Genomic DNA, 14659 nt, shown 5'->3' on the forward strand with positions numbered 1-14659 from the left:
TGGCACCTGCATAACAAGTGCTGGCGCACAAGTTTCAGACACGCGTTCTTTCTTGGCCGTAACCCAGCATTCCCTGCAAAATTCGAACGATGTAATAACTAATCCAATTTAAGGATCGATTTATCCAGGACTGCTTTCCCCAATATATTTTTGATACGGGATTAGAGTCTTCCATAGCTTGTTGCAGACTAGTTCTCAGTTCCATTGCAAATGCCTGATCAAGAATTATGACATTGGCTTCGCGCGCCATTAGCAGACTCAAGGGATCGATATTGGAAGAGCCGACCGTTGACCAGTAGTGATCAATGACGGCTACTTTAGCATGTAAAAAACTCTTTTGATATTCATAAATCTTGATGCCAGCATCCAGCAAATTACCATATAAGGCACGTGTCGCATAATATTGTATGCGGTACTCAATTTTTCCTTGAAGCAGTAGGATAACCGATACGCCCCTGCGGGCTGCATAGATAAGGGCACGTCGAAAATTTCTGCCAGGAAGAAAGTAAGCATTGGCGATAATGATCTCATTGCAGGCAGTGGAGATTGCTTTGAGATAAGTGCGTTCAATGTCACGGCGATGGCGTAGATTGTCGCGGATGACAAATGCTGCACGCTGGTTACCGACCAATTTTGTCGTAGGTTGCAACTCGAGATGAGTAGTCCAGCGTTTTTTGAAGTGCGCCCAGGCGACCAGCATCCATAAACGTTTGACTGTAGAATGAATGGTGGTAAGCAAGGGTCCTTCTATTTTTACTGCATAATCAAAACGGGGTAAAGGTTGGCCAGGTTTCTGATGATCATTGATGATGTTGATTCCCCCCACAAAAGCGATGCGGGCATCAATGACGGCAAGTTTACGATGCATGCGGCGTAATCGATAGCGCCTGAACCGGAAAGAAAAAACTTCTTGCCGGTAATGCAAAACTTGAACACCTGCAGCAAGCAGGCTCTGAATGGCTTTCTCGGGAAAATCAAGAGAGCCATAACCGTCTATCAACAGGTGAACGGCGACTCCACGCTGGGCGGCACGCTTTAAGGCGTTAGCAATACTGATGCCTGTTAGGTCGTATTTGAAAATATAAGTCTGTAGATGAATTTCCTGACTGGCCGCATCAATTGCGCTTTCCAGTGCGGGGAAATATTCCGCACCATTATGTAACAATGTAACCCGGTTACCTTTGATGAAATGGGATAACTTCATGCACGAACGATATTGGCTGACAAAGCTGCATGATCAGAAATTCTTGACCAGGGGCGGCTTTGATGCACACATACATTTTTTATCCGAAAGCCACGGACATAGATACGATCAAGGCGCAGTAATGGGAAAATAGAAGGATAACTGCGGGCGGTTTTACCATGGGTCTGTTCAAAAACCTCGGTGAGTTTTAGGTGTTTCATCAGGATGCGGCTGGCTGTTCCATGCCAGTCATTGAAATCTCCCGCAATCACAAGTGGAGCATGAGGTGGAACGAGTTGTTTGATACGTTTCTCCATCGCCTCGAGCTGCCTGCGCTGGCCGCGCCTGAATAACCCCAGATGAACACAAATACAGTGCAAATTTTCCTTCCAGCCAGGAATACTGATTTCACAGTGGAGTAAGCCACGGTTCTCAAAACGATGAGATGAAATGTCTTCGTTTTCCCAACTTACAATAGGAAAGCGGCTGAGAATGGCATTACCATGATGACCTTCGGAGTACACCGCATTTTTACCATAAGCAAAATCTTGCCATTCCGAATCTGCCAAAAACTCATGTTGAGAGCTGTTTGGCCAGTTTTCAAAACGGGAAGCATGCTTGCTATGCTCTCCAACCACTTCTTGTAAAAAAACGATGTCAGTATCAAGGGAGCGCAGCTGATCGCGTAATTCGTGCAATACCAAGCGATGATTGAAATAGGAAAAGCCTTTGTGGATATTGTAGGTAGCAATATGCAGTTTATCGATCATAGACAACTATAAGAAATTGCATAATCAGAAAGTCAAAATCCTGACGCATTGAATATATCCCATCTTACTACTTTGAAACAGCAAGCATTCTTTCAAGTGTCAATTTGGCAAGCTTTGCTTCATGGGCCGGCACCTTGATTTGGTTGACTACACTACCTGTTGCGAGATTTTCTAGTGACCATGCTAGATGCTGAGGATCAATTCGTGCCATGGTCGAACACATGCACACCATAGGTGACATGAACTGAATGATTTTTCCCTGAGATTTGAATTCTTCCGCAATGCGTCCAACCAGATTCAATTCGGTACCTACCAACCAGCGTGTTTCTGCTTTGGCTTCACGGATGGTATTGATAATGAATTCAGTGGAACCGACATAATCGGAAGCTTTGCAAACTTCAAAACTGCATTCTGGGTGCGAAATGACCAAACCCTCAGGGTATTGATTGCGAAATTTCAGAATATGTTGAGGTTGGAACATCTGATGCACAGAGCAATGTCCTTTCCATAAGAAGATCTTGGCTTTTCCGATTTGTTCTTCGGTCAATCCTCCCATGGGTTCATCAAAATCCCATACGGGCATTTGCTCTAGGGAGAGATTCAATTTATAACCACTCCAGCGTCCTAGATGCTGGTCAGGAAAGAATAGCACTTTTTCGCGCTGTGCAAACGACCATTGCAGGATTTTAGTAGCATTACTGGAGGTACAAACTATGCCGCCATGCTCTCCACAAAAAGCTTTTAAATCAGCGCTCGAATTAATGTAAGTCACAGGCGTGATTACTTCATCTGGATCAAGTATTTCAGCTAGTTCACGCCACGCTCTTTCTACTTTGGCGAGATTGGCCATATCAGCCATCGAACAGCCTGCTGAGAGATCAGGTAAAATAGCAATCTGCTCCGGACTTGAGAGGATATCTGCAACTTCTGCCATAAAATGCACGCCACAAAAAACCAGATAGTCAGCATCCGTTTTCGCGGCGAGATAAGACAGTTTCAAAGAATCTCCCGTCAGATCTGCATGCCGATATACATCGGCTCGTTGATAATGGTGTGCCAGAATAACAGCACGTTTTCCTAATTTTTCTTTGGCAGCGATAATACGTTGTGCACAGATTTCATCCTGCAACAATTCAAAGTTTTCAAAATCGATGGCATTTGTGTGCATGGTTATTTAAAAATTTGATTGGAAAATGTATTAACATAATCATATTGTGGCAGGGATTCAAGTCTAAAGAGGACAAATCATAAAAAATTCTAGATAGAATCCTTGATGTTTTTATTTCTATCTGAAGAATACTAACCAACAATAAAAACAGCATTTTTGACTGTTTGGTTGATTAGAGTGTGACTTTGATATAATTATCCAGCCAAATTAAATTACAAGCGCTTGGATTATTCATTTGCTGATTAAAACTAAATAGCTTGGTGCATAAAACAGTTAAGCTTTTTGTAGTTAACGAATATAGATTGTTATTTCCAAGCAATTCTCTCGCTATTTTATTCACCACTGCTTTAGTAGCGGGTATAGGAGATTGTCATGAGAAAAAAAATGGTGCCGTGAGATGATCCGTCGTTTGCTTCCAGGCCCTATTGCTATTTTGATGATACTTGTGTTGTTAACATTCTGGCTGGATCAAACGATCCAACATCCAAGAATCCGTGAAGATTACGATTTAAATCATCAACCTGACTATATTATTGAAAATCTTTCGGGTGTCGAAGTGGCTCATGATAAAGCACGTCAGCTTCTTTTTTCTGCAGATGTGTTGACCCATTATCCGGTAGGAGATATGACCGATTTTGAACAGGTTGATTTTTCCCGTATCCAGCCGGATAAACCGTTGGTACGAATAAGCGCTGATTATGCTGAGTTTGCCGGTGGTAAGGATAATATCTATCTCAAGGAGAACGTGATCATCATTAGAGAAAAGGATGCAGATAAGGTGACGATGCAAACTGAATTTCTACATCTGATCCCTGATGCTGAAATTGCAAAAACAGACCAACCGGTGACGATAACAAGGATGGATAATACTGTCGTGAATGCGGTAGGAATGGAGTTAAATGATCGAACGGAGCGAATTGATCTGAAATCAAGGGTAAAAGCGCGAATGGATAAAAGGCATCAGAGTGCTGATCGACCTTCGAATAAGAAGTAGCGAGCCCAACTAAATTATCATAAAAAATGAATGTATTTTTTTTCGTCTTTTTGTTCTTTAGCATACTATTTTCAAATCCCATTCTGGCAGAACGTGCTGATCGTGACAAACCGATTCATATAGAAGCAGATAGTGCCACAGTTGAAGATTACAAACTCAGGGATAATTTTCGCACAAGCACCTTTACGGGTAATGTTATTTTCACTCAGGGGACGCGTGTCATTCGGGCAGATAAGGCCATCTTGAAAGAGGATCTCAAAGGTTTCCGCTATGCGACCGGTTACGGAAATCTTGTCTATTATCGGGAGAAACGCGATGGTGTTGACGAATATGTTGAGGGTTGGAGTCAGCGCGTAGAATATAATGAAAAAACCAACAAAATCGAGTTATTTGACAAGGCGCGATTAAAGCGAGGAGAGGATGAAGTGCAGGGCGACTATATTTCTTATGATATTACGCGTGATTTCTTTCAGGTTATGAGTAGCAAGGAGAAAAAAGCTAAAGAGAGTTCGGAGAGCAGAGTACGAGTGATCATACAACCTAGAAAGTCGCCCAAAACAGGAGATGCTGAAGAATAATTTTTTTGTGCTACTGGAATAGATCACTTAGAAAATATCATGAGCGTACTTAAAGCCGATCATTTAATGAAAAGTTATAAATCTCGTGCAGTAGTCCGGGATGTGTCCTTTTCCATCGGAAGTGGCGAGGTTGTTGGTTTGCTCGGTCCCAATGGAGCCGGCAAAACCACTTGTTTTTATATGGTAGTGGGGCTGATACCATTAGGCAGTGGTGAAATCCATTTGGATGACCGTGACTTGAGCAAAATGCCGATTCATCAGCGGGCGCGCCTTGGCTTGAGTTATTTACCTCAGGAAGCTTCCATTTTTCGACGCCTCTCGGTCGAAGATAATATCCTGGCAGTATTGGAGTTGCAGAATTTTGATGCTGCTGAAACTCAGCAACGACTGGATCACCTGTTGCAAGATTTGCATATTAGTCATTTGCGGGAGAGCTCGGGTATTAGCCTATCGGGCGGGGAGCGGCGGCGTGTAGAAATTGCGCGTGCTTTAGCAACAAAACCAAGCTTTATTCTTTTGGATGAACCCTTTGCAGGAGTAGACCCAATCGCGGTCATGGATATCCAGAAAGTGATTGGCTTTCTCAAGGAGCGTGGGATCGGCGTGTTGATTACCGATCATAATGTGAGAGAAACATTAGGAATATGTGATCGCGCCTATATAATCAGTGAAGGAATCGTGCTTGCCAGCGGTAAACCCGATGATATTATAGGTGACGAACGGGTGAGGGAGGTTTATCTAGGAGAGCATTTTCGACTTTAACTATGGGTATTCGATTCATGAAGCCAGATAGGTGGCCGCTGCTTTCTCAAAACCATGAAACCTACTCTTCACCTTAAATTAACTGCCAGTCTTAAGCTTACGCCACAGTTGCAACAGTCAATTAGATTACTGCAACTTTCTACAATTGAGCTAAATCAGGAAATAGAGCGTATCGTACAAAATAATCCTCTGCTGGAATTAAGCGATGGAACTGATTATGAGCAAGTTTCTGCAGAAGGTTTCTCGAACTCGTTATCCTCAGATATAACGAGTTCGTCAGTTGAGTCGAATAGCGCGCAGCATCCAGAGAAGGATGAAGGTGAATTGATACTACCTTCAAATGAAGATACTCATTGGCTTGGTGATCATGAAACCTTTTCCAGTCATCGAGAAAGTGACGAAGATGAATGGGATTTTACACAACAGATGATAAATCCTCCCAATCTGCGCGAACATCTTATTATGCAAATCAGCTTGAGCCAGATCAGCGAGCGTGACCGTCAAATCGTGGGGATATTAATCGATAGCCTGGATGATGATGGCTATCTTATGCAGGATTTGCAAGAATTATTAGAGATGTTGCCAGTAGAGTTGGGCATTCATCTAGAAGACTTGCAGGCTGCGCTTAAATATTTGCAACAACTGGATCCACCCGGTATAGGTGCGCGCAATTTACAAGAGTGTTTACTCTTGCAACTGCAGGCGCTTCCTGAAGAAACTCCTTATCGTCAGAAGGCAATTTTGCTTGTGGAGCACGATCTTGAGACACTTGCTTCAAAAGATTTTAAACAAATTAGGAAGTTATTGCATTGTGATGATGATTGCCTGCGTTCTGTGCAGCAACTTATTACTCAATTGAATCCCAAGCCAGGTAGTACGTTCAATTCAACTGTCTCGCGTTATGTCATCCCTGACGTGATTGTAACTAAACTTAAGGGAACATGGTTAGCAAAACTAAATCCTGAATCAATTCCTCGTCTCAGTATTAATCAACTTTATGCTGATATATTAAAGCGTGATCGAAATGATTCGACTCAAATGCTGATGAGTCAACTTAATGAGGCCAAATGGATGCTCAAGAATATTCAGCAGCGTTCTGAAACTATTTTTAGAGTATCTACTATGATAGTTGAGCACCAACAGGCTTTCTTTGAGCATGGCGCAGTTGCCATGCGCCCGCTTGTCATGCGGGAAATTGCAGAAGCTCTGAATTTGCATGAATCTACCGTGTCACGTGTTACCACACAAAAGTTTATGCATACACCACACGGCATATTTGAACTTAAGTATTTTTTTGGAAGCCATGTTGCAACTGACAGCGGCGGGGCCTGCTCTGCTATTGCAATTCGTACCTTAATCAAACAATTGATACAAGATGAGGATCAGAAAAGGCCGCTTACTGATAATCGGATTTCCGAGATTCTGGCAGAGCAGGGAATTATTGTTGCACGCCGTACTGTTGCAAAATACCGCGAAGCTATGCATATTCCGCCGACTAACCTTCGTAAAATGCTTTGATAGCATCAAATATGTTGGCTGCAACCAAAATTCTCGTTTGTTAATGCTAATTCATCAGTTTCAGGATGATTGAGTATTCCAGTTTTCTTAACAATCAATAAAGATGAAACTTTCCTTTGCTTAAGTAAAGACTCAAATCCCTAAAAGGTAGAAATGTATCCAAACTTTTAACTTATGGCGTAGCTTGGATCTGAGAAAGAATTTTTGATCGCCTGTTAATAAGAGCTGCTTTACGTGCTTACACGTATTCTTTTAGCCAGTATATTTCGATAATCTATTGAAGCATCAAGCCTGATATAAATAGCATTTATTTTTTTCCTGTTTACTGCGAAGGATAGTGAAATTATCGAACAGCGCGATAACGGTTGTTGCAGAATCTAGTCCGTCATGCCCTTAAGTGCTTTGCTTAACCGAAGGTGAAATCAGTGCATCGCACCCAAGCTCAAAATAACGCATAAGGAGTCCTTGATGACTTCAAATACCACACCCCCTCCACCCGATGATTTGTCTAGTAAAGTGACGGAAACGGTCATACGCCTAGGTGTGCTGGGGATTGTGCTGATATGGTGTTTTCAAATATTGCAGCCGTTTATTATCCCGCTGGTGTGGGGAATCATTATTGCAGTGGCGATCCATCCTCTTTATCTCATGCTGCTCAATCTACTTGGCGACCGGCGCGTAATCGCAGCAATGCTGCTTATCGCTATGTTGCTGGCGCTGTTAATGGTGCCTACCGTCATGCTGACGAAGTTGTTGGTGCAAAACGTCGTAGCACTGGCGGAGCAATTTCTCCATGGGCAGTTCACTATTCCGCCACCGCCGGAAGCCGTCAGGAATTGGCCTCTCATCGGTGAGCCCATTGCAAAAATATGGGATCTTGCCTCGACGAATTTGGTCGAAGCCTTGAAATTGGTGCAACCCCAACTCAAAGCGGCCGGTGCCTGGCTGGTCAACGCCGCTGCCAGTGCAGGTATGGGGATAATCATATTTGTTGCTGCGTTCGTGATTGCCGGTGTCTTGCTGGCTCATTCCGAGAGCAGTTATCAGCTCGTGCATGGTATATCCAGGCGATTGGTGGGAGAGCGCGGCGATGACTTTGCCAACCTTGCCGAAGCCACAATTCGCAGTGTTGTCCGCGGTATATTGGGCGTTGCCGTAATCCAGGCATTGTTAGCAGGTGTAGGTTTTATCTTTGCTGGCGTGCCCGGTGCTGGAATATGGGCGTTGTTGTGCCTGATCTTGGCAGTGGTACAGATCGGGGTGGGGCTCATTGTGATTCCAGCCATCATTTACGTTTTCGCAACCGGCGATACGCTTACCGCGGTGATATTCCTAATCTGGAACGTGATGATTATGGTGCTGGATAACGTGCTAAAGCCATTGTTGCTAGGACGCGGTGTCGGCGTACCCATGGTGGTGATCTTTTTGGGTGCTATAGGGGGGTTGCTGTTGTCTGGTATCGTTGGACTGTTCGTCGGCGCTATTGTGTTGACGTTGGGCTATAAGCTGTTTCAGGCCTGGTTGAATATGGAATCTTTATCTCGGTAGACCTGCACTGCAAAGCAGCGTGTCGTCTTGGAAGCAATTATGATTTATCCGCTGGAGAAGCCGCGTTCGGTTTGTTCCTGAGATTCGTTAGCAAAATATACGTGCTGACCAGCAGCACCCATAATGGAAACACCAGCGGCGTCCAGTTAAAATACCCGACGCTCAGTAACAGCAGCAGCGCCATTGCATAACCAAGAAACACAATCCACCGTGGGAGAATTTTTGTACGGACGGCGACGGTACAGGTTGAGATCATAAACACCCCTGCCATTTTCATCGCATAGACGTTGACAATTTGATACACCACAGTGCGACCAAATATGTAAATGCCGGATTCGACCAGCTTGTCGGGTGTTGCGTTGTAGCTAATCATGATACCTGCCGCCACTGCTCCCGAAGCAAACAGCATGGCTAGAAACAGCAGGCCACTGCCGAGGAATACAGTCGCGAAAAAGCGGTCTTCGTAGATCCCAATTCGATCCCGCAGCACGCCGATGAACCATAAAAAGGCGATGCCTGCGAACGGTTGCAGATACAGCGCCAGATTAATAGACTTCCAGCTACTCGCCAGCCATGTTCCGGCATCATGCGGATCAGCTGGGACCGAGAGCCGGACGAGCACCAGGCTAGTGATATACAACACGGAAAATACAATGCCAGCAATAGCCGCTGCGCGCGGTGTCTTCAAGCGATTATGAGTGAGGGCTTTTTCTTGCTCCATGTTTTCCCCCAAGAAACATATCGCAGCACTTACCCTTCGCCAGGTGGAAGGTCATAAGCCCTTTCATTCAACTAAAAACATGAGTTTCATTTATGATAGATAATGCGATTGAACAAGTTTTTTATTTTCCTGCCTAGAACCCTTTCGCAGCCATGCAGGAAGCAAACGCCTCATTGTAGGCATCCTGGGCTCTTCTGTCCTGACGACGCTCTTGGCGTTGTTTAGCCGCGCCTGCAGCGGCCCCCATCTTCGCTTTTTCTTCCATCTGATTGCGAGTGTATTCTTCGGTTACGCTCTCAGAAACGCGTCCGTGTTGGCTAGTTTCGCTTCTCCCCTTTGCAGCACCGGCCATAGCGCCGATTGCCGCGCCCCTGGCTCGGCCGCCCACTTGTGGCTGGTCGGCGCCGGGATTATAGCCGGTTTGCTGTTGAGCGATACTCTGGCACTCGGCTTGGGCTTGCTGAAACAATGCATCGTTTTGTGCAAGCACCGAGCTACCAAAGATAACACCGAAGGCACCGATGACCAGATGAATGGATATTGGTTTAAACATGGCTTATCTCCTCAGAAATCATCAGTCTTATAGTTTTAGAGGGAATAGATATATTCCTAACCTTAGTTGATATTGAATTTTCCTCTAACAGGTTATTTTGAATTTCTCCTGCTGCCGATAAAGGAAAATCTATTACTCATCCTGGGGGTTTGTTATGAATAACGCTTCAACAGATTATCGAAATATATCGGTTAAGAAAATACGTGCAAGCACTTATGTTATAAGTTTGAAGCAGTAATCGGTTAAATTGCACGTTCATTCATCGTTTAAGAAAATCAATAAGTTCTTTGGGATTGTCAGTGATAATGCCATCTACGCCTTTTTCAATCATTGATTGCCAATCTTCTTTCGTGTTAGGAGTCCATGGAATTACGCGGGCTCCCATTTTGTGGATCTCTGCAACATCTTGTGCCGTCAGCCATTCATAATTTGGCGAAAGAATTTGTGCCTGATAGGCTTTCATTAACTGTACCAGAGTACCTGCTTCTGGAGGTCTATCTTCGATCAAAATGGAAAGAGATAGCCTAGGTTCTAATTGGCGTGCAACTTTTAAAGTGCGTAAGTCAAAGGATTGCAAAATCACTCGACTCATGAGGTTATGTTTTTTCACAACCGCCAGCACAAGCTTTACAAATTCCTCGGGCGAAGGCGAGTATTCAGGGTGAGCCTCTTCACTTTTTGTTTCAATATTGAAATGCACTTTTTTTGCGGCGGGAAGCTTTGATTTTTTAACCATTTCGAATACCTCATCGAGGGTTGAAATGGGTGTTTTGGGTTGAACTACTTGCTGAGGGAAGCTTGGGTTGACTAAGGAACCGCAGTCATAAGCTTTTAACTCCTTCAATGTCAGTGAACGAATGGGAATTTGGGTTGTGATTTTCTTTCCTTGAGGATCTAAGCAAATATCAGGATTTAACGTCGGATCATGATGAACGACTACTTGTCCATCTTTGGTTATAAGCGTATCTAACTCCAAGGTATCCACGCCCACTTGCAATGCATATTCAAAGGCTGGAAGAGTATTTTCTGGTCGCACCCAACGAGCACCTCGATGTCCCTGTACTTCAAGTGCATAGGCAGACTCAAAAAGTGAAATTAAAAAAGTACCCATCAGTAATCCTCTTTTCATTTTTATGCTCTTTTTAAATCGAGTGGATAAGCAAGGCCTGTACTCTAATTACTCTAATATCAGCCTCCATCTACGGAATCTGGACGATGCGCTATTTCACTGCTAATTAAAATTAAACTGATAGAGTCTTCATCATTAATCAGATCCGCAACAGTTTTTGCTGATTTCAAATCTGGAGGCAGGATGCAATTGGTCATCACATTAAGCATATAATCTACTGATTTGAAGCATAGATTAAGTTAGAAAAGGATTTACTGACCGCTTATTAATAATAAAGATTATTTTTACGTATTTGCATGTATTTGTTTACTTCCTATTTTTCTATATCTTATTAATAAATAAGCAGGAAAGTATTGATTTTAACATTAGAATAATTAAGATTGCCCTAATGATTATGATTCCATTGATACATTGAATTAGCAGAAGATCAAGAATCAATGATTAATAATAAGGAACGAAGCGCTATGATCAAGATAATGGTTAAAGTAATTTGTTTAGGTATGGCATTAGTTTGTTTGCTTTCAGCCTGTTCAACTACTCAGAAAATGACAAATTCACATAGGAGTGCGACCGAGCAGTTATTAATCAGTGAAGCGGTGATGCGTAGTCTTTCCAAGCAACCCGAATCGGCTTTGCCTATTCCGCAAGGTGCAAATGTCAAGCTTGATATTTCCGGAATAAGCCCAGATAAAGATTTTATACTAGCCGTTGTTGCTGGGTGGTTGGGGGAGCATGGCTACACGGTTCAAGGAAGTGCGGAAAATGCTACCTATCATATTAATATTGTAATAAATTCGCTGGGAACTGAATTGGGGAATACATTCTTTGGGATTCCTACAGTTCAAGCTTCTTTAATACCCCTTTCACTGCCTGAATTAGCGATCTATAAAGCTGAATACCAGACTGGATATGCAAATTTCTATTTTGATATTTTTGAGCTGCCATCTAATCGATTTGTTGGGTCATCTTCGCCGTTTATTGCCGATACTTTTTACAATGCATACACAGTATTACTTGTGTTCACTCATAAAAGGACAGATCTAGTTTCTCCTCTGCCTCTCCATTAATAGAATCATCTCGTAAGCCAAATAAAATAGCAGCAACCTAAATAAAAAAACAACTATCCCATAAACTGATGGGACAGCTTGTTCGCCAACTTTTAGGCAAATATCCTATTGATTTATTCATAGCTCTATTCTCTTGTCTTGAGAAATAGAGTCTCCGGCAAGCTCAGATACTTGAGTTATTCCTACGTGTTCGCACGTATTTTTTTTGCAAGGATATTTATATAGGCTTTTTGTAGTATCCCTTTAAAGGAGTTCTGATAATGAACTATACCGGACAAAGACCTACAACTGCCAGCAATCCGCTCAGTGCAGAAGAGTTGCGCGCGATGAACGCTTGGTGGCGCGCCTGCAACTATCTTTCGGTGGGCATGATCTATCTGCGTGACAATCCCCTGCTCAAGGAATCGCTCAAGATCGAGCATGTCAAGCATCGACTGCTTGGCCATTGGGGTGCAAGCCCGGCTTTATCGTTCGTCTGGTTGCACCTTAATCGAGTTATCAAACGTGACGACCTTGACATGATTTTTATGGCCGGACCTGGACATGGGGCGCCGGGTGTAATCGGGCCTACCTATCTAGAAGGCACTTATTCTGAGGTTTATCCTGACAAGAGTGAAGACACGGAGGGGTTGCGCAAGTTCTTCAAACAATTCTCCTTCCCCGGTCAAATTGGCTCGCACGTTACACCGGAAACACCTGGCTCCATTCATGAGGGCGGCGAGCTGGGCTATAGCCTGTCTCATGCCTATGGCGCCTGTCTGGATAACCCGGATCTCATCGTTGCCTGCGTAGTGGGTGATGGCGAAGCCGAGACCGGACCACTTGCTACCGCCTGGCATTCGAACAAGTTTATTAACCCCATCCGCGATGGTGCAGTACTGCCAATTTTGAATCTCAATGGCTACAAAATTGCTAATCCGACCATCCTCGCACGCATCAGTCACGATCGACTGGCGGCGCTTTTCCACGGCTATGGGTACACACCCTATTTTGTAGAAGGTGACGATCCCGATTCCATGCACCAGGCAATGGCGCAGACGCTCGATACTGTCATTAGCGAGATTCGCGCTATCCAGAAAGCTGCGCGCGCGAGCGGCAAGGCTGAGTTGCCGAGTTGGCCCATGATCGTGCTGCGCACGCCAAAAGGCTGGACGGGTCCGAAAGAGATCAATGGTCACAAGGCTGAAGGTTCCTGGCGTTCGCATCAAGTACCCTTCTCGGATGTGCGGACCAATTCCGCGCATTTAAAGCTGCTGGAAGACTGGTTGAGCAGCTATAAGCCAGAAGAACTGTTTGATGCGAGCGGCCGGCTCATGTCGGAACTGCGTGAGCTCGCCCCACAGGGACAGAGACGCATGAGCGCCAACCTGCATGCCAACGGTGGTCTGTTGCGCAAGGATCTCAAACTACCGGATTTCCGCAACTATGCGGTGGAGGTCAAACAGGCCGGCAAGGTGCTGTATGAGAATACCAAACCACTCGGAGAGTTTTTGCGTGATGTAATGCGCAACAATATGACCAACTTTCGCGTCTTTGGCCCCGATGAGACGGCTTCTAACCGCCTGCAATCGATCTATGAGGTGAGCAAGAAGGTTTGGATGGCGGAGCTATTGCCTGAGGATGCTGATGGCGGCGAATTGTCCCGTGATGGACGGGTGATGGAAATGCTCTCCGAGCACACTCTGATTGGCTGGCTGGAAGGTTATCTTCTTTCTGGCCGGCACGGCTTTTTTCATACCTACGAAGCTTTCGCCCACGTAATCGATTCCATGTTCAATCAGCACGCCAAATGGCTGGATATCTCCAAAAACCATGTACCATGGCGCGCTCCAGTGGCGTCGCAGAACATACTCTTATCCTCCACCGTTTGGCGACAGGATCACAACGGTTTTTCGCATCAGGATCCCGGTTTCATCGATCTGGTTACTAACAAGAGTCCAAGTGTCACCCGCATCTATCTGCCGCCTGACGCCAATACTTTGCTGGTGATTGCAGATCAATGTCTGCGTTCAACCGATTGCATCAATGTCATTGTCGCCGACAAACAGAAACATTTGCAGTTCACCACCATCGAGGAGGCGATCGTGCATTGCGCCAAGGGTATCGGTATTTGGCGCCGTGCCAGCAACGATGAGGGGGTGGAGCCGGATGTGGTGATGGCATCTTGCGGTGACGTGGCTACCCAGGAGGCGCTGGCGGCAACTGCTTTGTTGCGCGAGCATCTTCCTGATCTGAAAGTACGCTTTGTCAACGTGGTGGATCTCTACAAAATGCAACCGATAACTGAACACCCGTGCGGTTCAACCGACCGGGAATTCGACAGCCTTTTCACGACCAACAAACCAGTAATTTTTAATTTCCATGGTTACCCTTGGTTGATTCACAAACTCGCTTACCGCTTCAAGAACCACGAAAATCTGCACGTGCGGGGTTACAAAGAACGCGGCAACATCAATACTCCGCTAGAGCTTGCGATCTTGAATCAGACCGACCGTTCTACGCTGGTGATCGATGTCATTGATCGGGTTCCTGGGCTTGCTGCCAAGGCGGCGCATTTGAAAGAGCAGATGAAGAATCAGATCATCCTCAATTTGGCTTATGCGCATGAGCATGGTACCGACAAGGATGAGTTCACCAACTGGGTATGGCCGTATTGAGGCCAAGTAAC

General features: G+C 44.8%; 13 protein-coding genes. 7 read left to right on the top strand and 6 right to left on the bottom strand.

Translation table 11 applies throughout. From position 1 onward, the window contains the following. Positions 1 to 34 precede the first annotated feature (34 nt). The 3 genes from clsB to nadA all read right to left on the bottom strand — a co-directional run bounded on the left by clsB (position 35) and on the right by nadA (position 3121). A complete protein-coding gene (gene clsB, locus R2Q26_RS04830) occupies positions 35 to 1204 on the bottom strand; it encodes a cardiolipin synthase ClsB (RefSeq protein ID WP_317535229.1) in 1170 nt (389 codons plus the stop codon). Beyond that, positions 1201 to 1953: an endonuclease/exonuclease/phosphatase family protein gene (locus R2Q26_RS04835; protein ID WP_317535230.1), complete on the bottom strand. Its 753-nt coding sequence runs from the start codon at positions 1951 to 1953 to the stop codon at positions 1201 to 1203. The genes clsB and R2Q26_RS04835 overlap by 4 nt, the downstream gene beginning before the upstream one ends. 67 nt (positions 1954 to 2020) lie before the next feature. Continuing rightward, positions 2021 to 3121 carry a quinolinate synthase NadA gene (gene nadA / locus R2Q26_RS04840; RefSeq protein ID WP_317535231.1) on the bottom strand — a complete coding sequence of 367 codons (1101 nt, stop codon included), beginning with the start codon at positions 3119 to 3121 and terminating at the stop codon, positions 2021 to 2023. A 397-nt stretch (positions 3122 to 3518) separates the two neighbouring features. Between nadA and lptC the strand changes: the two genes are divergently transcribed. The 5 genes from lptC to R2Q26_RS04865 all read left to right on the top strand — a co-directional run bounded on the left by lptC (position 3519) and on the right by R2Q26_RS04865 (position 8521). Next, the gene (gene lptC, locus R2Q26_RS04845) at positions 3519 to 4115 is read left to right on the top strand and encodes an LPS export ABC transporter periplasmic protein LptC (RefSeq protein WP_317535232.1); all 597 of its coding nucleotides are present in this window, start codon (positions 3519 to 3521) and stop codon (positions 4113 to 4115) included. A 26-nt stretch (positions 4116 to 4141) separates the two neighbouring features. After that, on the top strand, positions 4142 to 4693 hold the full coding sequence (gene lptA, locus R2Q26_RS04850) for a lipopolysaccharide transport periplasmic protein LptA (protein WP_317535233.1): 552 nt from the start codon (positions 4142 to 4144) through the stop codon (positions 4691 to 4693). Positions 4694 to 4732: 39 nt separating this feature from the next. Next, positions 4733 to 5455 carry an LPS export ABC transporter ATP-binding protein gene (gene lptB, locus R2Q26_RS04855; RefSeq protein ID WP_317535234.1) on the top strand — a complete coding sequence of 241 codons (723 nt, stop codon included), beginning with the start codon at positions 4733 to 4735 and terminating at the stop codon, positions 5453 to 5455. Between the two features lie 54 nt (positions 5456 to 5509). Continuing rightward, positions 5510 to 6973, top strand: a complete 1464-nt coding sequence (locus R2Q26_RS04860; protein WP_317535235.1) for an RNA polymerase factor sigma-54 — start codon at positions 5510 to 5512, stop codon at positions 6971 to 6973. Between the two features lie 468 nt (positions 6974 to 7441). Further along, a complete protein-coding gene (locus tag R2Q26_RS04865; RefSeq protein ID WP_317535236.1) occupies positions 7442 to 8521 on the top strand; it encodes an AI-2E family transporter in 1080 nt (359 codons plus the stop codon). 37 nt (positions 8522 to 8558) lie between these two features. Here R2Q26_RS04865 and R2Q26_RS04870 read toward each other — a convergent pair whose 3' ends face one another. The 3 genes from R2Q26_RS04870 to R2Q26_RS04880 all read right to left on the bottom strand — a co-directional run bounded on the left by R2Q26_RS04870 (position 8559) and on the right by R2Q26_RS04880 (position 10924). Further along, entirely contained in the window at positions 8559 to 9242 is a 684-nt protein-coding gene (locus R2Q26_RS04870; RefSeq protein WP_317535237.1) for a hypothetical protein, read from the bottom strand. Positions 9243 to 9375: 133 nt separating this feature from the next. Next, positions 9376 to 9795 carry a hypothetical protein gene (locus R2Q26_RS04875; RefSeq protein WP_317535238.1) on the bottom strand — a complete coding sequence of 140 codons (420 nt, stop codon included), beginning with the start codon at positions 9793 to 9795 and terminating at the stop codon, positions 9376 to 9378. A 259-nt stretch (positions 9796 to 10054) separates the two neighbouring features. Next, positions 10055 to 10924, bottom strand: a complete 870-nt coding sequence (locus R2Q26_RS04880; protein WP_317535239.1) for a glycerophosphodiester phosphodiesterase — start codon at positions 10922 to 10924, stop codon at positions 10055 to 10057. A 464-nt stretch (positions 10925 to 11388) separates the two neighbouring features. On the opposite strand from R2Q26_RS04880, the gene R2Q26_RS04885 reads away from it, so the two are divergent. Continuing rightward, a complete protein-coding gene (locus R2Q26_RS04885) occupies positions 11389 to 11991 on the top strand; it encodes a hypothetical protein (protein WP_317535240.1) in 603 nt (200 codons plus the stop codon). 260 nt (positions 11992 to 12251) lie between these two features. Beyond that, positions 12252 to 14648 carry a phosphoketolase family protein gene (locus tag R2Q26_RS04890; protein WP_317535241.1) on the top strand — a complete coding sequence of 799 codons (2397 nt, stop codon included), beginning with the start codon at positions 12252 to 12254 and terminating at the stop codon, positions 14646 to 14648. Positions 14649 to 14659 lie beyond the last annotated feature (11 nt).

Origin of the sequence: Nitrosomonas sp. Is37, from assembly GCF_033063275.1 — a bacterium.
Lineage (GTDB): Bacteria > Pseudomonadota > Gammaproteobacteria > Burkholderiales > Nitrosomonadaceae > Nitrosomonas.